This is a genomic window from Nocardioides zeae, from assembly GCF_010686755.1.
GTDB classification, from domain to species: Bacteria; Actinomycetota; Actinomycetes; order Propionibacteriales; family Nocardioidaceae; genus Nocardioides; species Nocardioides zeae.
This window is the reverse complement of record NZ_JAAGXA010000008.1, coordinates 104,212-122,093: the sequence shown is the minus strand read 5'-3', so window position 1 is coordinate 122,093 and position 17,882 is coordinate 104,212. Positions and strand designations below refer to the sequence as shown.

At 72.5% G+C, this 17,882-nt stretch carries 17 protein-coding genes; 16 read left to right on the top strand and 1 reads right to left on the bottom strand.

Translation table 11 applies throughout. The features are described 5' to 3' along the window. The first annotated feature begins 3 nt into the window (after positions 1 to 3). The 7 genes from G3T38_RS12790 (at position 4) to G3T38_RS12760 (ending at position 7,566) form a co-directional block, all read left to right on the top strand. Complete coding sequence (locus tag G3T38_RS12790) at positions 4 to 297, top strand: hypothetical protein (protein ID WP_163772697.1); 294 nt, start codon at positions 4 to 6, stop codon at positions 295 to 297. Between the two features lie 5 nt (positions 298 to 302). Then, entirely contained in the window at positions 303 to 1,808 is a 1,506-nt protein-coding gene (locus G3T38_RS12785; RefSeq protein WP_163772696.1) for an AMP-binding protein, read from the top strand. After that, positions 1,805 to 2,698, top strand: coding sequence for a TIGR03619 family F420-dependent LLM class oxidoreductase (locus G3T38_RS12780; protein WP_163772695.1), 894 nt, complete (start codon positions 1,805 to 1,807; stop codon positions 2,696 to 2,698). The genes G3T38_RS12785 and G3T38_RS12780 overlap by 4 nt, the downstream gene beginning before the upstream one ends. Positions 2,699 to 2,847: 149 nt before the next feature. Then, a complete protein-coding gene (locus tag G3T38_RS12775; RefSeq protein WP_163772694.1) occupies positions 2,848 to 3,864 on the top strand; it encodes an ABC transporter substrate-binding protein in 1,017 nt (338 codons plus the stop codon). Between the two features lie 47 nt (positions 3,865 to 3,911). Continuing rightward, entirely contained in the window at positions 3,912 to 5,036 is a 1,125-nt protein-coding gene (locus G3T38_RS12770; protein WP_163772693.1) for an ABC transporter ATP-binding protein, read from the top strand. Beyond that, entirely contained in the window at positions 5,033 to 6,772 is a 1,740-nt protein-coding gene (locus G3T38_RS12765) for an ABC transporter permease (RefSeq protein ID WP_338037628.1), read from the top strand. Before G3T38_RS12770 ends, G3T38_RS12765 begins: the two co-directional genes overlap by 4 nt. A gap of 17 nt (positions 6,773 to 6,789) precedes the next feature. After that, positions 6,790 to 7,566, top strand: coding sequence for an SDR family oxidoreductase (locus G3T38_RS12760; protein ID WP_206675870.1), 777 nt, complete (start codon positions 6,790 to 6,792; stop codon positions 7,564 to 7,566). Between the two features lie 93 nt (positions 7,567 to 7,659). On the opposite strand, the gene G3T38_RS12755 is transcribed toward G3T38_RS12760, so the two are convergent. Further along, a complete protein-coding gene (locus G3T38_RS12755; protein ID WP_163772692.1) occupies positions 7,660 to 8,673 on the bottom strand; it encodes an MDR family NADP-dependent oxidoreductase in 1,014 nt (337 codons plus the stop codon). A 164-nt stretch (positions 8,674 to 8,837) separates the two neighbouring features. On the opposite strand from G3T38_RS12755, the gene G3T38_RS12750 reads away from it, so the two are divergent. The 9 genes from G3T38_RS12750 (at position 8,838) to G3T38_RS12710 (ending at position 17,790) form a co-directional block, all read left to right on the top strand. Beyond that, positions 8,838 to 9,260: a Zn-ribbon domain-containing OB-fold protein gene (locus G3T38_RS12750; protein WP_163772691.1), complete on the top strand. Its 423-nt coding sequence runs from the start codon at positions 8,838 to 8,840 to the stop codon at positions 9,258 to 9,260. Then, a complete protein-coding gene (locus tag G3T38_RS12745; RefSeq protein ID WP_163772690.1) occupies positions 9,257 to 10,393 on the top strand; it encodes a thiolase family protein in 1,137 nt (378 codons plus the stop codon). Before G3T38_RS12750 ends, G3T38_RS12745 begins: the two co-directional genes overlap by 4 nt. Positions 10,394 to 10,444: 51 nt before the next feature. Next, positions 10,445 to 11,638, top strand: coding sequence for a TetR family transcriptional regulator (locus tag G3T38_RS12740; RefSeq protein ID WP_163772689.1), 1,194 nt, complete (start codon positions 10,445 to 10,447; stop codon positions 11,636 to 11,638). Positions 11,639 to 11,715: 77 nt separating this feature from the next. Further along, positions 11,716 to 12,945 carry an acyl-CoA dehydrogenase family protein gene (locus tag G3T38_RS12735; protein WP_163772688.1) on the top strand — a complete coding sequence of 410 codons (1,230 nt, stop codon included), beginning with the start codon at positions 11,716 to 11,718 and terminating at the stop codon, positions 12,943 to 12,945. Further along, positions 12,942 to 14,048, top strand: a complete 1,107-nt coding sequence (locus tag G3T38_RS12730; protein ID WP_163772687.1) for an acyl-CoA dehydrogenase family protein — start codon at positions 12,942 to 12,944, stop codon at positions 14,046 to 14,048. The genes G3T38_RS12735 and G3T38_RS12730 overlap by 4 nt, the downstream gene beginning before the upstream one ends. Then, on the top strand, positions 14,045 to 14,797 hold the full coding sequence (locus G3T38_RS12725; protein ID WP_163772686.1) for an SDR family NAD(P)-dependent oxidoreductase: 753 nt from the start codon (positions 14,045 to 14,047) through the stop codon (positions 14,795 to 14,797). The genes G3T38_RS12730 and G3T38_RS12725 overlap by 4 nt, the downstream gene beginning before the upstream one ends. A 7-nt stretch (positions 14,798 to 14,804) precedes the next feature. Continuing rightward, positions 14,805 to 15,320 (top strand): thioesterase family protein, encoded by a 516-nt coding sequence (locus G3T38_RS12720; RefSeq protein WP_163772685.1) that lies wholly within the window; start codon positions 14,805 to 14,807, stop codon positions 15,318 to 15,320. Further along, on the top strand, positions 15,317 to 16,609 hold the full coding sequence (locus G3T38_RS12715) for an MFS transporter (protein ID WP_163772684.1): 1,293 nt from the start codon (positions 15,317 to 15,319) through the stop codon (positions 16,607 to 16,609). Before G3T38_RS12720 ends, G3T38_RS12715 begins: the two co-directional genes overlap by 4 nt. After that, the gene (locus tag G3T38_RS12710; RefSeq protein ID WP_163772683.1) at positions 16,606 to 17,790 is read left to right on the top strand and encodes a thiolase family protein; all 1,185 of its coding nucleotides are present in this window, start codon (positions 16,606 to 16,608) and stop codon (positions 17,788 to 17,790) included. Before G3T38_RS12715 ends, G3T38_RS12710 begins: the two co-directional genes overlap by 4 nt. Positions 17,791 to 17,882: the final 92 nt, after the last annotated feature.

Genomic DNA, 17,882 nt, shown 5'->3' with positions numbered 1-17,882 from the left:
ACCATGAAGCCAGGAACCCGCCTCCACAGCACGGTCAGCGAGGCATCCGTCGTCGTCGTACGACCCGGCACGACCGACGTGCTCACCTGCGGCGGTCAGCCGATGGCCACCGAGCCGTCGGGTGGAGCCACCGCCGCCGACGCGACCGACGGCGAGCAGCTCGTCATCGGCAAGCGCTACGTCGACGAGGAGTCGGGTGTGGAGGTGCTCTGCGTCAAGGGGGGCGCCGGCCCCCTGGCGGTCGCCGGCCGGGTGCTGACCGTGAAGTCCGCCAAGCAGCTGCCCGCCTCGGACTGATCCCCGTGAACATCCCGATGCTCCTGGAGATGGCGGCGGGTGCCGCCGACGACCGCGAGGCCGTGCGGTGCGGTGACGAGTCGCTGACCTACGCCGAGCTGCACGACCGGGCCTCGGCCCTCGCCGGACGGCTGGTCGCGGACGGCGTGGAGAACGTCGCGCTGCTCGCACTGAACTCCGTCGACGTGCCGGTCCTGCAGTTCGCGGCGGCCGCGGCGGGCGTCCCGTTCGTCCCGCTCAACTACCGCCTGACCGACGCGCAGCTCGACGCTGCGCTGGAACGCCTGGGCAGCGGCCTCCTGGTGACCGACGACGGCGCCGGACGCGAGCTGTCGCTCCCCGCCGGCATCGTGGCGGTGCCCAGCGCCGAGGTGCGCGCCTGGAGCACCGACCCCGCCGCGCCCCGCCGCGACGGCGTCGACGTGCCCGGTGACGCGGTGGCCCTGAAGCTGTTCACGAGCGGCACGACCGGTGCACCGAAGACGGCACTGATCCGCCACCGGCACCTGTCGAGCTACATCGTCGCGACCGTCGAGTTCCTCGGATGCGGACCGGAGGAGTCCATCCTGGTGTCCGTGCCCAACTACCACATCGCCGGCGTGACGTCGGTGCTCAGCTCGACCTACAGCGGACGGCGCATGGTGCAGCTCCCGACCTTCGACCCGGCGCGCTGGGTGGCGGTGGCCCGGGAGCAGGAGGTCACGCACGCCATGGTCGTGCCGACCATGCTCAACCGGATCCTCGACGAGCTCGAACGGCTGCCCGGGGGACTGCCCCACCTGCGCAGCCTCTCGTACGGCGGGGGTCGGATGCCCGTCGCGGTGCTGGAGCGCGCGCTCGCGGCACTGCCCGGCACCAGCTTCGTCAACGCCTACGGGCTGACCGAGACGAGCTCGACCATCGCGGTGCTCGGGCCGGAGGACCACCGCGCGGCGCTGGCCTCCTCCGACCCGGACGTGCGGGCGCGGCTGGGCAGCGTGGGCCGTCCCCTCGACACCGTCGAGATCGAGGTCCGCGATGCGCTCGGCCAGCCGGTTCCCGTCGGCGACAGCGGCGAGATCTTCGTGCGCGGGGACCAGATCGCCGGTGAGTACGCGTCCCACTCCGCCCTGGTCGACGGTTGGTACCCGACCCGGGACCGCGGGCATCTCGACGCCGACGGCTACCTCTTCCTCGAGGGTCGGGCGGACGACGTGATCGTGCGTGGCGGAGAGAACATCTCCCCGGGCGAGATCGAGGACGTGCTGCTCGAGCACGAGTCCGTCGCCGAGGTGGCGGTGGTCGGCGTGCCCGACACGGAGTGGGGGGAGCGGGTCGAGGCCATGGTCGTCGCCAGCGACGGCCACGTGGTCGACGAGGCGGCGCTCCAGGAATGGGTGCGCCGACGGCTGCGCTCGACACGGGTCCCGTCCCGGGTGCTCGCGGCCGCGGCGCTGCCCTACAACGAGACGGGCAAGCTGCTGCGGCGCGAGGTCAAGCAGTCGCTGCGGCAGGAGGTGGTCGGCGCATGAGCGAGTCCCGACCCCTCCAGCTGGGGCTCTCGGCCTACGACCTGCCCGCGGCCGACTTCCTGGCGCTCGCCCGCGCGGCCGACGCCGCCGGTGTCGACAGCCTGTGGCTCGGGGAGCACGTCTTCCACCCGAAGGAGTACACGAGCGTCCATCCGGGGTCCCACCAGGCACAGCACCACACGGGCCCGCTCGTGCAGGAGCACACCCACCTGCTGGACCCGCTGGCGATGCTGGCCGCGGCTGCGGCCGTCACCTCCCGGATCCGGCTGGCGACGGGCATCCTGGTCCTCCCGCTGCGGGACCCGCTGCTGGTGAGCCGGGCGCTGGCGACGTTGCAGGAGATCTCCGGGGGCCGGGTCACGCTCGGTGTCGGCGCGGGATGGCTGCAGGAGGAGTTCACGGCCCTCGGCATCGACTTCACCCAGCGCGGTCGCCGCACCCGGGAGGCGATCACGGTGCTCAAGGCCTGCCTGGGCGGCGGGTTCGTGGAGCACCACGGCAAGGACTTCGACTTCGACCCGCTGCTGGTCGTGGAGGAGCCGACGCCCGTGCCCGTGATCCTGGGCGGCAACGGCGAGGTGGCGCTCAAGCGTGCGGCGGCGGTCGCGGACGGGTGGTTCTCGTCGGGCTCCCTGAGCCTCGACGAGGCGGCTCGCCTGCGCTCCCAGATGCTCGGGCACCTGGCCGACAAGGGCCGCTCGGAGGACGACTTCGAGATGGTCATCCGGCCCGAGCGTGCGGACACGTCGGCCGTCGGCTCCTTCGTCGAGCTGGGCTACCGGCACGTCGTCGTGTGGGCCGACCAGGTGTGGGACGCAGCGCAGCCGCACGAGCAGCAGGTGGCCGCGATCTCTGCGTTCGTGAACGACGTGAGGTCCCAGGTCTCCTGACCTATTGCTACGGAGGAAATATCTAATTCATCCGTAGCAATGTCTTGCAACGCACCCCTGCCTGTGGCTAGGGTCACGCCGGCGGGTGTGGTACCGCTCACACGTGTCGTGTGACTTCGGGGCGGTCCACCCAGAACGAGGAGCAATCGATGAGGAACCACTGGATGAAGCGGGTCGCGCAGGCGGCGACCCTGGCGGTCGCTGCGACGACCCTCGTGGCCTGCGGGTCGGACGAGCCGTCGAGCTCGCTCGCCGACGGCGACTGGGACTCGGTCGTCAGCGCGGCCGAGGACGAGGGCGCCGTCACGATCTACTCCTCGCAGGGCTCGGCCCAGCTCGAGGACATGGCCGCCGGCTTCACCGAGGAGTACGGCATCGACGTCGAGATCGTCCGCGACATCGACGCGAACCTGGCCCCGCGCTTCGACACGGAGATCCGGACCGGTAGCCCGTCGGTCGACGTCTTCGTCTCCTCGACCGAGTCGCTGCAGCAGCAGTACTCGGACTCGGGTGCCTTCGAGAAGCCGATCGCCCCGGTCTTCGACGACATCGACGTGATGCGCGACGACTACTACTTCGACGTCGACGCCACGGTCATCACCTTCGCGTGGAACACGGACGAGTACGCGGGCACGATCGAGAACTACGAGGACCTGCTCGACCCGGCGCTCGAGGGCAAGATCGGCGTGCCCGAGCCCACCGTGCCGGCGTTCGTCGACTTCTACCTCTACCTCGAGCGCCTCTACGGTGAGGACTTCTCCGAGCGGCTCGCCGCCCAGGAGCCGAAGATCTACCCGGGCGCCCTGCCGGCCGCCCAGGCGCTCTCGTCCGGCGAGATCGCTGCCGCGGCGTACGTCGAGCCGCAGATCGACGAGCAGGAGGCCGGCGCGCCGGTCGACTGGGGCTTCGAGCAGGAGCAGTGGTCGGCGATGTTCTACGGGGCGATCGCGAAGGACTCGCCGCACCCCAACGCCGCACAGCTCCTCGTCGACTACATGCTGAGCGTCGAGGGCCAGTCGCGCATCGCTCGCAAGGCGGCGTCCATCCGACCGGACGTCCCGGGCACCGTCGGCACCACCGACACCGTGCACCGTCTCGACACCTCCGCGGTCACCCCCGAGGTCGTCGCGGAATACCAGGCCAAGTGGAACGGGCTCTTCCGCTGATCTAGGCGGCGAGCTCGACCCGAGATCACAAAGGCGATAACCCGGACATGGCAAGTGTCAGCATCACCTCGCTCACGAAGCGCTTCGGCGGACCTCGCAGCGACGCGGTCATCGACGACCTCCAGCTGGAGATCCCCCAGGGGGAGCTGCTCGTGCTCCTCGGAGCCAGCGGTTGCGGCAAGACCACGACCCTGCGGTGCCTCGCGGGCCTGGAGTCGCCGACCTCGGGTCGGATCGAGCTCGGCGGCAACGCGGTCTTCGACGGCGAGCGTCGCATCGAGCTCCCCGCCGAGAAGCGCAGCATCGGCATGGTCTTCCAGTCCTACGCGCTGTGGCCGCACATGACGGTCCGGAAGAACATCGCCTACCCGCTGAAGGTCCGGAAGATCAAGGACGGTCTGCGGGACGGGTGGGTCGAGGAGGTGGCCGACCTGGTCGACTGCGGCCACCTCCTCGACCGCTACCCCAGCCAGCTGAGCGGCGGCCAGCAGCAGCGTGTCGCCCTGGCGCGTGGCATCGTCGCCCGGCCCGACCTGGTGCTGTTCGACGAGCCGCTGAGCAACCTCGACGCCAAGCTGCGGATGCAGGTGCGGGCCGACCTGCACGAGCTGCACGAGCGGATCGGGTTCACGTCGGTCTTCGTGACCCACGACCAGGACGAGGCCCTGGCGCTGGCCGACCGGATCGCGATCATGCGGTCCGGTCGCATCGAGCAGTGCGCCGCCCCGGACACGGTCTTCGAAGAGCCCGCGACGGACTACGTCGCCGAGTTCATGGGCATGTCCAACCGGCTCTCGCTCACCCGCGGCGTGGACGGCTGGAGCGCGTCCGGCGGTGCGCCCGTGCGGCTCCCCGTCGCCGCGGACGTCGACGAGCTGACGGTGCGCGTGCGACCCGAGCACCTCGCCATCCGGGGCGGTCAGGACGTGGTGCACGGTCACCAGGTGCCGGCGCGGGTCACCGGGACGGTGTACGGCGGCAGCCACGTCGACGTGTCCCTCGAGGCCGACGGCCGCCGCCTGCAGGCGCGCGTCGAGACCGGCACCCCCGGTAGCCGCGCGGCGGCGGGGGACCGGGTGGTGGTCGAGATCGACGTCGCCCGTGCTCGCTACTTCGACCCCGCGACCGAGCGTGCCGTGGCGCACGCGCCGGTGCCCGAGGTGGTCGCGTGAGCACCGCCGTCGCGGAGCGACCCTCCGTCGAGGCGCCTCGCCCGAGGGACGGCCAGGAGCCGCGTGCCGGCTCGATGGTGTGGTCGTCCGCGCGGCGTCGGTTCGGCGTCTGGGCCCTGCTGCTGGTGGTCGCCTACCTCGTCGGCATGCCGCTCGTCCGGCTCCAGGGCCTCGCCTTCGAGGACGGGGCGGGCGGCTACGACCGCGCGCTCGCCACCGTCGGGCTCGGTGAGCTCATCTGGCGCACGGTCTATCTCGCCTTCGGGTCGATGGCCGTCGCGATGGTCCTGGGGACCCTGCTGGCCTACGCCGCAAGTCGGCTCCCCGACCGGGCCGGCTTCCTCCGCTCGGTCCCGATCGTGCCGATCGTGCTGCCGGCCATCGCGATGGTCGTCGGCTGGGCCTTCCTGCTCTCGCCCGGCCCGGGCTACCTCAACGCGGCGCTGCGCCAGCTGCCGTGGTGGGACCACCTCGAGTCGGGACCGGTCGACGTCTACTCGCTGCCCTGGATCGTCATCATCACGGGCTTCGGCCTCACCTCGTTCATCTACCTCTTCGTCAGCGCTGGCATGGCGAACATCAGTGCCGACCACCTCGAGGCGGCGCACGTCGCGGGCTCCTCGGGCGCGGGTGTCTTCTTCAAGGTCGTGCTCCCGCTGCTGCGCCCGTCGCTGATCTACGGCGCGGGCGTGGGGCTCCTGCTGGGCCTCGGCCAGTTCACGGCGCCGCTGCTCCTCGGCACCAACAAGGGCATCCGCGTGCTGACGACGCAGATGTACTTCTCCACGTCGCAGTTCCCCGTCGACTACGCGGCCGCGGCCGCGCTCGGCTCCCCGCTGCTCATCTTCGGCGTGCTCATCGTGATCGCCCAGAAGATCGGCATCGGCGACCAGACGCGTTTCGTCACCCACGGCGGCAAGGGCGCCGTGCGGCGGCAGCGGCCGTCGCGCTGGGCAGCGGTCTTCATCGCGGTCTACGGCCTCGTCGCCGTCGTGCTGCCGATGTCCGGCCTCCTCGTGGTCGCGCTCTCGCCGTACTGGAGCTCGTCGATCGACCCGAGCAGCTTCACCCTCGCGAACTTCCGGACCGCGCTGGACTCGCCCAACATCGTGGAGTCGATCGTCACGAGCCTCGTCGCCTCGATCACCGCGGTGGCCATCGTGCTGCCCCTGGGCTACGCGATCTCGACGGTGCTGCTGCGCCGACGCGGGATGCCGATCGCGCGGACCCTGCTCGACTTCCTCGTGGCGCTGCCGCTGGGCATCCCCGCCGTGATCTTCGGCGCCGGCTTCCTGCTCACCTACTCCGAGCCGCCGGTCGTGCTCTACGGCACGCGGTGGGTGATCATCCTCGTCTACGTCACGCTGATGCTGCCGTTCGCGACCCGGATGATGACCAACGGCATGCTCGCGCTCGGCACCAGCTACCAGGAGGCGTCCTGGGTGAGCGGCGCCAGCCGGCTCCGCACCCACCTCGTCATCATGCTCCCGCTGCTGCGGGGCAGCATCGGCGGCGCGGTCGCGCTGATCTTCGTGCTGCTGACCCACGAGTTCTCGGCATCGATGCTGGTCCGGTCGCCGACCACGCAGGTGATGGGCACGGTGGTCTACGACTTCTGGAGCAACGGCGCCTACCCCACGGTCGCCGCCGTCTCCATCATCATGACCGCGGTCACCGGCGCCGGCGTGGTCGCCGCCATGTCGATCGGCGGACGCGACGTCCTGAGCAAGCTGTGACCACGACAGGAGAAGACGTGCAGGAGCAGGCAACGACCATGCGCGAGCTGGAGGGCCAGCTGTGCGTCGTCACCGGCGGCAGCAAGGGCATCGGCTTCGCCATCGCGGAGCGGTACGTCGCGGCCGGTGCCCGGGTGGTCATCGCGGCCCGCGACGAGGGGGACCTGGCGCGGGCGGCGGAGCAGCTCGAGGCCGTGGAGGGCCGCGCGGGCGAGGTGGTGGTCCAGCGCCTCGACGTGTCGGACCGGGCGTCGGTGGAGGCCCTGTTCGCACGGGTCGACGAGCTCGGCCCCCTCAACGTCCTGGTGGCCAACGCGGGCAGTGGGTCCATCGTCCCGTTCCTCGACCTCGACGACGAGCTCTGGGACCGCACGATCGGCCTCAACCTGACGGGTACCTTCGCGTGCATGCGGGGCGCGGCACGGCGGATGGTCGCGCAGGGAGGCGGCAACCGCTCGATCATCGCGGTGTCCTCCATCCGCGGGCTGGGTGCGCGTCCGGGCACGGCGCACTACGCGGCCAGCAAGGCGGGTCTCAACCAGCTCGCGCGGGTCGCGGCGTACGAGCTCGCGCCGGAGGGTGTGCGGGTCAACGTGCTCTCGCCCGGGATCACCGACACGCCGCTGGCGTCCGTCAACGACGAGGTGCGCGACCGGATGCTGCAGCACGTGCCGATGGGCCGGGTCGGGCACACCGACGACATGGCTCAGGCGGCGCTCTACCTCGCCTCGCCGAGGACCGGCTTCGTCACGGGCACCAACCTCGTGGTGGACGGCGGCGAGTCGCTGTGGTGAGCACCGCCGGCCCGTGAGGCGACGGGCTTGCAGAGCAGAGGGGGTGACGGCGTCGGCCGTCACCCCCTCTGTCGTCCGCGCAGGCCGACCGTGTCAGTCGGCCAGCCGCACGTAGGACTTGCCGGTGGAGGCGCCGTCCAGCATCCGCAGGAACCCGTCGAAGGCGTGCTCGATGCCGTCGGCGACCTCCGTGCGGGGGTCGACGACCGTGCCGTCCGCCAGCCAGCGCGTCATGCGCTCGTCGAAGCGGGGGCGGTGCGCCTGGTGGTCCCCGACGATGAACCCCTCGAGCCGGAGACGACGCCAGATGGCGAGCAGGAGGTTGCGGGGCCCGGGCACCGGGCTGGTGGCGTCGTAGGTCGAGATCGCCCCGCAGAGCGCGATCCGGCCGTGGTCGCCCATGTGGCGGATGGCCGCCTCGAGCTGCTCGCCGCCGACGTTGTCGAACGTGACGTCCAGGTGGGACCGCCCCACCGCGGCCAGTGCCTCCTTGAGCGAGGCGCGGACGGGTCCGGCACGGTGGTCGATGACGGCGTCGAAGCCGAGGCCTCGCAGCACCTCGCCCTTCTCCGGGCCGCCGCAGCTCCCGATGACCGTGCAGCCCTGGGCCTTCGCGATCTGCCCGGCCACGGCGCCCACCGCACCGGCGGCGGACGTGATGAACACGGTCTCGCCGCCCTGCAGCCCCGCGACGAGGGTCAGGCCGACCCAGGCGGTGAACCCGGTCTGCCCGAGCGCACCGAGGAGGGCGAGGGGGTCGGTTCCGTCGGGCACCTGCGCCTGCACCTCGTCGGGACGCAGCCTGCTCAGCTCGCGCCAGCCCTTCTCGTGGAGCACGACGGTGCCTTCGGGGAGGTCGGCGACCGACGAGGCCACCACCCGTCCGACGGCGTGCCCGGTGAGGGGCTGCCCGAGGGCGTACGGCGTCGCGTAGTCGACGTGCTCGGACATGCGCCCCTGCATGTAGGGCTCGACGGACATGGCGAGGTTCTCCACCACCACGGCGTCGTCGCCGCACTCGACCTCGGTCTCCACCACCTCGACCAGGTCGGGGGTGGGGCGGCCCTCGGGCCGGGCGACGAGGCGCACCTCGCGGCTGATCGTCATGTCTCTCCTCGCGGCGATCGATCGGTCATTTAGGTCACGTGTAACGCGAGACTACGCTCGACCGCGAAGCACCGCTACCGATCAGAGATTCACTTAGCCTTGACGTGCCACCTGTCCGCGTCCCATGATCAGGACGTCGGAGCCCTCGAACGCCCAGGAGTGCCATGCAAGCCGTGTCCGTGGTCGGTGACGACCTCCGGGAGACCAGCGACGGTCCGCGTCTCGTGGGCGGGCGTTGCCGTGCCTGCGGCGCGGTCGCGTTCCCCCGCCCCGCCTCCTGTGCCCGCTGCACGGGCAGCGACGTCGACGAGCACCTCCTCGCCGACCGGGGCAGCCTGTGGACCTTCACCGTGCAGAACTTCCTCCCGAAGGCGCCCTACGACGGGTGGGCCGAGTTCACGCCGTACGGCGTGGGCTACGTCGAGCTCGACGGCGAGGTGCTCGTGGAGTCGCGGCTCCTCGCCTCCTCGGCCGCGGGACTGAGGATCGGTGCGGCGGTGCACCTGGTGGTGGAGGAGTACGGCGCCGACGCCTCCGGCACGCCCCTGACGACCTTCGCCTTCGCCGTGGACGGAGCCCCCGCATGAGTGTCTCGATCGCCGGCATCGGCATGCACCCCTTCGGCCGGACCGAGGGCGTCTCGGGGATGCAGCAGGGCGTCGTCGCCGTGCGCGCTGCACTGCGCGACGCCGGGCTGACCTGGGACGACGTGGACTTCGCGGCGGGTGGCAGCGAGGCCGCCGGCAACCCGGACACCATGGTGAGCGCGCTCGGCCTCACCGGGATCCCCTTCATCAACGTCAAGAACGGCTGCGCCACCGGCGGCAGCGCGCTGACGGTCGCGGCTGCCGCGATCGAGAGCGGGCAGGCCGAGGTCGCCGTGGCGCTCGGCTTCGACAAGCACCCGCGCGGCGCCTTCAACGAGGACCCGGCGCGCTGGGGCCTCCCGGAGTGGTACGGCCGCACCGGGATGATGCTCACCACCCAGTTCTTCGCCATGAAGATCCAGCGCTACATGCACGACTACGGCATCAGCGACGCCGCGCTCGCCAAGGTCGCGGTCAAGGCGTTCGAGAACGGCGCGCTCAACGAGAACGCCTGGCGGCGCGCCCCGCTCACCGAGGCAGAGGTGGCCGGCTCCCGCATGATCAACCACCCGCTGACGCAGTACATGTACTGCTCGCCCGGCGAGGGCGCGGTCGCCGTCGTGCTGCGGCGCACGTCGCAGGGGGCGGCGTCCCGCGAGGTCAAGCTGGCCTCGGTCGCGTTCCGCACGCGGCGCTTCGGCTCGTTCGAGGTCTTCTCGCCGCACCTCGCGGCCGAGCGGGTCGACGGGCCGACGGTGGACGCGGCGGCTGCCTGCTTCGAGGCGGCCGGCATCGATCCGGCCGACGTCGACCTGGCGCAGGTGCAGGACACGGAGTCGGGCGCGGAGATCATGCACATGGCAGAGACTGGGCTCTGTGCGCACGGTGACCAGGAGAAGCTCATCGCCGACGGGAGCACCCGCATCGACGGTTCCCTGCCGATCAACACCGACGGCGGATGCCTGGCGAACGGCGAGCCGGTGGGCGCCAGCGGTCTCCGCCAGGTGTACGAGAACGTGCTGCAGCTCCGTGGCGACGCCGGACCGCGGCAGGTGCCGGGCTCGCCCAAGGTCGCGTTCACGCACGTGTACGGCGCACCCGGCGTCAGTGCCTGCACCCTGCTCACGGTCTGACCGGGCGGCGGGGGCCGGACGCGCGGCGTACCCGACCGCAGGAGGTGGCGCGTGACGACCGAGCGCATGCCGCCGCCGCGGCCGGGCACGCGGCCCCGCAACCGTCGCGACCTCGTCGTCGGGGCGGCTGCCGAGCTCTTCACCGAGCGCGGGTACGCCCGGGTGTCGATGGGCGACGTGGCCCGTGCCGTCAACGTCCAGCCGTCGGCGCTCTACCGCTACTTCGCCAGCAAGCAGGACCTGCTCATCGAGGTGGTGGCGCGGGGCACGCGCCTCCGGCTGGCCGCGATCCGCGAGGGTGCGGCCGAGGGACTCGACGTCGTGCTGGCGAACCTGGCCGACAGCGCGCTCGCGTCGCGCAGCTCCACGCGGCTGTGGTCGGTGGAGGCCCGGAACGCGGATCCGGCGGTCCAGGCGGAGCTGCGCGAGGAGGTGCGGGCGCTGCCCGACGAGCTGGGCCTCGTCATCGGCCGTGTCCGTCGCGACCTCTCCGCCGCCCATGCGCACCTCCTCGCCTGGGCGACCCTCGACGTCGTCGCGAGCATCTCGTTCCACGACGAGCGCCTGCCGGGCCGGGACCTGCGGGCCGAGCTGGTGGGGATGATGGAGCGCGTTGCGGCCGTCGACCTCGGCGGCGCGGCGCTCGACGATCCCGACCCGCGGGCGACGCCGGGTGTCCACCCGGCGCGCCGTGAACGCGTGATCGCGGCGGCGGCGTCGATGTTCGCCGCCCGCGGCTTCGCGGCGGTGCGGCTCGAGGACATCGCCGCTGCGGCCGGGATGTCGGCCGCGGGCCTCTACACCTACGTCGAGAGCAAGGCCCACCTCCTCGAGGTGGTCGTCGTGCGCGCCGCCAACGCCCTCGCCCACGCGCACGCCGTGGCCGCGGGGGCTCCCGCGGGACGGGGCATCGATGCGCACCTCGACGCGTACCTCGCCATGGCGTGGTCCGCTCCGGAGCTGCTGACCGTGCTGCTGGTCGACGTGCGGGAGCTCGAGGGCGGCGTCGCCGCGGCGGTGCGCCAGGTGACCGAGGACGTGGAGACGGCGTTCACGGCGACGTTGCGAGAGGCGCTCCCGCAGCTCGACGCCCCCACGGCCCGCATCCGAGCGCGGGCGGCGCAGATGGTGGCGCTCGACGTGCTCGCGACGCCGCGCCTGCGTCGTACGGCCGGCGCCCGGTCGCTCGTGCGGGCGGCGATGGCGGCCGTGCTCGGTCTGGGGGAGGACTCCGCCCGTCGGTGAAGTCGGTGGCGCCGACCCCTTTTCATCATGATGAACTTCGCGTTACGCTCCGAATGGAGAGTCACTTAGGAGTTCTGATGATGAAGACTGAAGCGGGCGAGGCGTTCCGTTCCCGTGTGCGTTCCTTCCTCGATCGCGAGCTCGGGGAGGGCTGGCCGGGGATCGGCGCCCTGACCCCCGAGGAGCGTGCGGTCTTCCGCGGTCGGTGGCGCGAGGCGCTCCGCGAGGAGCGCCTGCTGGCGCCCACCTGGCCGGAGGAGTTCGGCGGGGGTGGCCTCGGGCTCGCCGAGCAGGCGATCCTGCAGGCCGAGCTGGTCGAGGCCGGCGTGCCGGTGCTCCCGCTCGACACCGACCAGTTCGCCTTCACGCTCATCGGGCCCACGCTGCTGCACTGGGGGACCCCGGAGCAGAAGGCGCGGTTCCTGCCCCGCATGCTCACTGCCGAGGACCGCTGGGCGCAGGGCTACTCCGAGCCCGGCGCGGGCAGCGACCTGTTCGCCCTCTCCACCCGGGCGGTGCTCGACGGCGACGAGTGGGTCGTCAACGGGCAGAAGGTCTGGCAGACCGCGGCGCAGGACGCCAACTGGATCTTCGCCCTCGTGCGCACCGAGCCCGGCGAGTCCCGCGGACGCGGCATCTCGATGCTCCTCATCCCCATCGACCAGCCGGGTGTGGAGGTGCGTCCCATCCGCACCATCACCGGCGAGGACGAGTTCTGCGAGGTGTTCTTCACCGACGCGCGCACGGCGGCCGACAACATCGTCGGTCCGCGCGGCGCGGGATCGAAGGTGGCGCTCACGCTGCTGGGGTTCGAGCGCGGGTCGGCGTCCGGAGCGCTCTACGCGGGCTACCGCATCGAGCTCGACCGCCTCGTCGCGCTGGTCCGGGACCGCGGGCTGGACCAGACCGACTGGGTGCGCGACCGCATCGCACAGGCCCACCTGCGGCTCGAGATGCTGCGCTACCTGGGTGAGCGCAACCTCGCGGGGGCGCTGTCGGGCGCCCCGCCGGGCCCCGAGTCCTCCATCATCAAGCTCTACGAGAGCGAGTACCACGCCCAGATCACCGAGCTCGCGCTGGAGCTGCTCGGCGACGACGCCGTCGCCTGGAGCGGCGAGCCCGGGGTCGCGCACCTCGGACCCGATCCGTTGGGATCGCCCTCGTCGCCGGCCGCGTGGATCCGCCAGTTCCTGACGTCGCGCGCCGCCACCATCTACGGCGGTTCCAGCGAGATCCAGCGCAACACCCTGGGCGAGCAGGTCCTCGGCCTGCCCCGCGAGCCCCGACCGGTCCAGGAGGCCCGATGAACACCCAGGCGGAGCGCGACGAGCTGCGGTCGGTGGTGCGCAGCTTCCTCGAGAGCGCGCAGGACCTGGCGGCGGTGCGTACGGCGCTGGAGCACGGGCACGACGCGAAGACGTGGACCCGGCTGACCGGGGAGCTGGGTCTCGGAGCGGTCGGTCTGCCGGAGTCGCACGGCGGGACGGGTGCTTCCCTGGGCGACCTCGTCGCCGTCACGGAGGAGCTCGGCCGGCTGCTGGACCCGGGGCCCTACCTGCCGAGCCTCGTCCTGGCGGCGCGGCTGCTGACCGCCGCGGGCGGCCAGGAGGACCTCGTCGCCGAGCTCGCCGAGGGCCGTCGGGTGGCGACGTTCGTCGCCGCAGCCGACGACGGCACCCCCCTGGCGGCGCGCGAGCAGGACGGCGCGCTCGTCGTCTCCGGCGTCGCTCCCGCCGTGGTGCACGGCGCGACCGCGGACATCCTCGTGGTGGTCGCCGACCTCGACGGCGCTCCGACGGTGGTGCTCGTCGAGTCCGGTGCGCCCGGCGTCGAGGTGCAGCCCCTCCCGGCCGTCGACGGGACGAGGCCCCTGGCCGCGGTGCGGCTGACCGATGCTCCGGCGACCGTCGTCGCCGCCGGCGCGGCGGCCCGTGCCGCCCTCGCGGAGACACTGTGCTCGGCGCGCATCGCCCTGGCGGCCGAGCTGGTCGGGGTCGCGCAGGGCGCGCTCGACCTGACCACGGCGTACGCGAAGGAGCGGCAGCAGTTCGGCCGGGCCATCGGGTCGTTCCAGGCGATCAAGCACCGCCTGGTGGACGTGATGATGGAGGTGGAGGCCAGCCGCACGCTCGTGCGGCGGGCGGCGGAGGCGGTCGACGAGGCCGACCCGCGGGCCGAGGAGCTCTCCCGCCTGTGCAAGGCGGCGGCCTCCGAGGCGGCCCTGCTGGCGGGCAAGGCGTCCGTGCAGGTCCACGGCGCGATCGGCTTCACCTGGGAGCACGACGCGCACCTGTTCCTCAAGCGTGCGATGGGTGCGAGCCGCCTGCTCGGCTCCGCGCGCGACCACCGGCAGCACATCGCGGCACTGCTGCTCGACGGCCACGCCGCCACACTGGAGGAGTCACGATGACGGACCTGACGCAGAAGATCGCCCTCGTCACCGGCGGCACACGGGGTCTCGGCCGGGCCATGGCCCTGGCCCTGGCCGAGGCGGGCGCGACGGTGGTCGTGACGAGCCGCAAGCAGGACGCCTGCGACGAGACCGCGGCCGAGATCGCCCGGGTGACCGGGGCCCGGGTCGTGGGCGTCGCGATGCACGTCGGGCACTGGGAGACCATCGAGCCGACGATCGCGCGGATCGAGGAGACGGTGGGACCGATCGACGTCCTCGTCAACAACGCGGGGATCGCGCCTGTGTCGCCGTCGCTCGCCGAGCAGACCGAGGCCCTCTTCGACAAGACGATCGAGGTGAACCTCAAGGGCCCGTTCCGCCTGATGGCGGTGGTCGGCAGCCGGATGCGAGGCCGTGGTGCCGGGTCGATCGTCAACATCTCGAGCATCGGCTCGCAGCGCCCGAGCGCCCAGGAGGCGACGTACTCCGCCGCGAAGGCGGGGCTCAACGCCCTGACGATGGCGTTCGCGCAGGAGTATGCCCCGGCGGTGCGCGTGAACTGCGTGATGCCGGGTGCCTTCGCGTCGGACATGTCGGCGGACTGGCCCGAGGAGTTCGTCGCCACGGTCGTCGACCGTCTGCCCGCGGGTCGCCTCGGCCGTGCCGAGGAGCTGTCCGGCCTCGTGGTGCACCTCGCCAGCGATGCGGCCAGCTACACCACCGGGGCCGTCATCCCGGTCGACGGCGGCCGCCTCGCGGTCTACTGAGCGCGTCGTGAAGCCCGGACCCCCGGCGCTCGACGACGTGCGCCTCATCCCGGCGACGGCATCGGGCACCGTCGCCCCCGAGGAGATCGACTCCAACGGGCACATGACCCTGTCCCGCCACCTCCTGGCGGCGGGACGCGGGGTCGAGGCGATGCAGTGCGACGTCGGCGTGGACGAGGCCTACCGGCGTGGGCGCGCCCTGGGCATGTTCACCTCCGAGCAGCGGGTCGGCTACTTCGGTGAGCTCTACGAGGACGCCCGCTACAGCGCGCACGTGCGGGTGCTCGCCCGCGCGCCGCGCGCGGTGCACTGCGTCTCCTACCTGGTCGACGACGCGCGCGCACGGGTCGCCACCGCGGTGGAGTACCTGCTGGTCCACGTCGACCTGCGCACCCGCCGTGCCGCCGCCATCCCCGAGGACGTCCGGGCGGGGCTCGACCGGTGGATCGCGGCGTCCGAGGCGCTCGGGTGGGCCTCCGACACGGGTCGTCCGCTCGTGCTGCGCGACCGCGAGCACCCATGAGCGGCGTCGACGCCGAGCGGACGGGTCGCCTCGCGTGGGTGGTGTGGGCGGCGGCGCTCGCCTGCTACGTGCTCGGGGTCTTCCACCGCTCGTCGCTGGCGGTCGCCGGGCTCGAGGCCGCCGACCGGTTCGGGATCTCCGCCACGCAGCTGGGCGGGTTCGTGGTGCTCCAGCTCGCCGTCTACGCCGTGCTGCAGGTGCCGGTCGGCCTGTTGGTCGACCGGTTCGGGCCGCGCGTGGTCCTCCTCGTCGGGGTGGCCCTCATGAGCGTGGGTCAGCTGGTGTTCGCGTTCGCCGACAGCTACCTGCTCGCCGTGGTCGCCCGGGTGCTCGTGGGCGCGGGTGACGCATCGACCTTCGTCTGCGTGCTGCGGGTGATCGTGGCGTGGTTCCGGCCGCGCCGGGTCCCGCTGATCACCCAGCTGGCGGGGCCGACCGGTCAGGTGGGGACCATCGCTGCGGCCGTGCCGATGGCGTGGGCGCTCCACACCTGGGGGTGGGAGCGGACGTACCTGGCGGCCGCCGGCCTGGGGATCGCGCTCGCGATCGTGGTGCTGCTCGTCGTGCGCGACGAGCCGGGCCGGCGGACCGTGCGGGGGTCCTCCCAGCCGTGGCGGGCCGTCGCCTCGGGGCTGCGCGCCTCGTGGGCGGTGCGGGAGACCCGGCTCGGGTTCTGGGTGCACTTCTCCCAGCACTTCAGCTCGACCCTGCTCGCCCTCGTCTGGGGCTATCCCTACTTCGTGCTGGCCCACGGCGTGAGCGCCACGACGGCGGGCACCCTCATCACCGTGATGATCGTGGCGGTCATCTCGGCCGGCCCGCTCGTGGGCTGGCTGGTGGGTGCGCGGCCCGACCTGCGCATCCCCGTGGCGCTCGGCTCGATCGCCCTGGTCGCCGTCGTCTGGGCGGTGGTGCTGGTCTGGCCCGGCGGCGCACCGACGTGGGTGCTCGTGCCCTTCGTCGTGGTCGTGGGCGCGACCGGACCCGTGGCGATGATCGGCTTCGACCTGGTGCGCACGGCGCACCCGCCCGAGCGCCTGGGGTCGGCGAGCGGCCTGGTCAACCAGGGCGGCTTCGTCGCCAGCCTCCTCGTGATCTTCGCCGTCGGGCTGCTGCTGGACCTGCAGACCGACGGCTCCTCGACCGACTTCTCCGCCGCCGCGTTCCGGGTCGCGATGAGCGTGCAGTACGTGCTCTGGGGCCTGGCTGCGGTGCAGATCCTGCGGCTCTCACGCGCCCGGAGCGTCCCATCCCTTCTCGCATCCCCTCTCGAACGGAGCACGGAATGACCACCAGCCCCCAGAAGATCGTCCTCGTCGACGGTGCGCGTACCCCGGTCGGCAGCTTCGGTGGCGTGTTCAAGGACGTCGCGGCCCACGAGCTCGGCGCGCAGGCCACGACCGCGGCGCTGCAGCGGGCCGGTGTCGCGGGCGCCGACGTGCAGGAAGTCGTCATGGGCTGCATCGGGCAGGTCGGCCCTGACGCCTACAACGCCCGCCGGGTCGCGGTCACCGCCGGGCTGCCGAAGAACGTCCCGGCCTACACCGTGAACCGGTTGTGCGGCTCGGGCCTGCAGGCCATCTGGTCGGCAGCGATGGAGATGCGCTGGAACGACCTCGACCTCACCGTCGCCGGCGGGGACGAGTCGATGACCCGGATGCCGTTCTACGACTTCGGTGCCCGCAACGGCTACAAGCTCGGCAACCGCGACCTCGTCGACGGCACCGTCATGATGCTCACCGACCCCTTCGGCGGCATCCACATGGGCCTCACCGCGGAGAACGTCGCCGCGAAGTACGGCGTCTCGCGCGCCGAGCAGGACGAGTTCGCGTGCGAGTCCCAGCGCCGTGCCGCCACCGACGCCGCGCAGGCGGCGTTCGCCGAGGAGATCACGCCCGTCGAGGTCGGTGGCCGCAAACCGTTCACCGTCACCACCGACCAGCACCCCAAGCCCGACACCACCCTGGAGACGCTCGCCGGGCTGCGGCCCGCGTTCGCCAAGGACGGCACCGTCACCGCCGGCAACGCCTCCGGGATCAACGACGGCGCCGCCGCGGTCGTCCTGGCCTCCGAGCGGGCCGTGGCCGAGCGGGGCCTGACCGGGCTGGTGACCCTGGAGGCCGTCACCACCGGCGCGATGGAGCCCGAGCTCATGGGCTACGCCCCCGTCCTCGCACTCAAGGCGCTGTTCGCCAAGACCGGCACCACCCCGAGCGACATCGACGTCGTCGAGTGCAACGAGGCCTTCGCCGCCCAAGCCGTCGCCGTCGTGCGCGACGCCGGGCTCGACCCCGAGAAGGTCAATCCCTACGGCGGCGCCATCGCGCTCGGGCACCCCGTCGGCGCCACCGGCGCGATCCTGTCGCTGCGCGTGGCCAAGGAGCTCCACCGCACCGACAAGGAGCTCGGCATCGTCACCATGTGCATCGGCGGCGGCCAAGCCCTCGCCGCCCTCTTCCGCCGCATCTGAGGCGTGCATCGAGTCGTGGGGGGGGGGGGGGGGGGGGGGGGGGGGGGGGGGGGGGGGGGGCGGCGGGGGGGGGGGGGGGGGGGCGGCGGCGC

Excerpts from the sequence above, each read along its gene's own strand:
- G3T38_RS12750 (WP_163772691.1), top strand. The coding sequence starts at position 8,838 with ATGCAAGCCGTGTCCGTGGTCGGTGACGACCTCCGGGAGACCAGCGAC.
- G3T38_RS12715 (WP_163772684.1), top strand. The coding sequence starts at position 15,317 with ATGAGCGGCGTCGACGCCGAGCGGACGGGTCGCCTCGCGTGGGTGGTG.
- G3T38_RS12775 (WP_163772694.1), top strand. The coding sequence starts at position 2,848 with ATGAGGAACCACTGGATGAAGCGGGTCGCGCAGGCGGCGACCCTGGCG.
- G3T38_RS12790 (WP_163772697.1), top strand. The coding sequence starts at position 4 with ATGAAGCCAGGAACCCGCCTCCACAGCACGGTCAGCGAGGCATCCGTC.
- G3T38_RS12710 (WP_163772683.1), top strand. The coding sequence starts at position 16,606 with ATGACCACCAGCCCCCAGAAGATCGTCCTCGTCGACGGTGCGCGTACC.
- G3T38_RS12755 (WP_163772692.1), bottom strand. The coding sequence starts at position 8,673 with ATGACGATCAGCCGCGAGGTGCGCCTCGTCGCCCGGCCCGAGGGCCGC.
- G3T38_RS12730 (WP_163772687.1), top strand. The coding sequence starts at position 12,942 with ATGAACACCCAGGCGGAGCGCGACGAGCTGCGGTCGGTGGTGCGCAGC.
- G3T38_RS12745 (WP_163772690.1), top strand. The coding sequence starts at position 9,257 with ATGAGTGTCTCGATCGCCGGCATCGGCATGCACCCCTTCGGCCGGACC.
- G3T38_RS12780 (WP_163772695.1), top strand. The coding sequence starts at position 1,805 with ATGAGCGAGTCCCGACCCCTCCAGCTGGGGCTCTCGGCCTACGACCTG.
- G3T38_RS12725 (WP_163772686.1), top strand. The coding sequence starts at position 14,045 with ATGACGGACCTGACGCAGAAGATCGCCCTCGTCACCGGCGGCACACGG.
- G3T38_RS12770 (WP_163772693.1), top strand. The coding sequence starts at position 3,912 with ATGGCAAGTGTCAGCATCACCTCGCTCACGAAGCGCTTCGGCGGACCT.
- G3T38_RS12735 (WP_163772688.1), top strand. The coding sequence starts at position 11,716 with ATGATGAAGACTGAAGCGGGCGAGGCGTTCCGTTCCCGTGTGCGTTCC.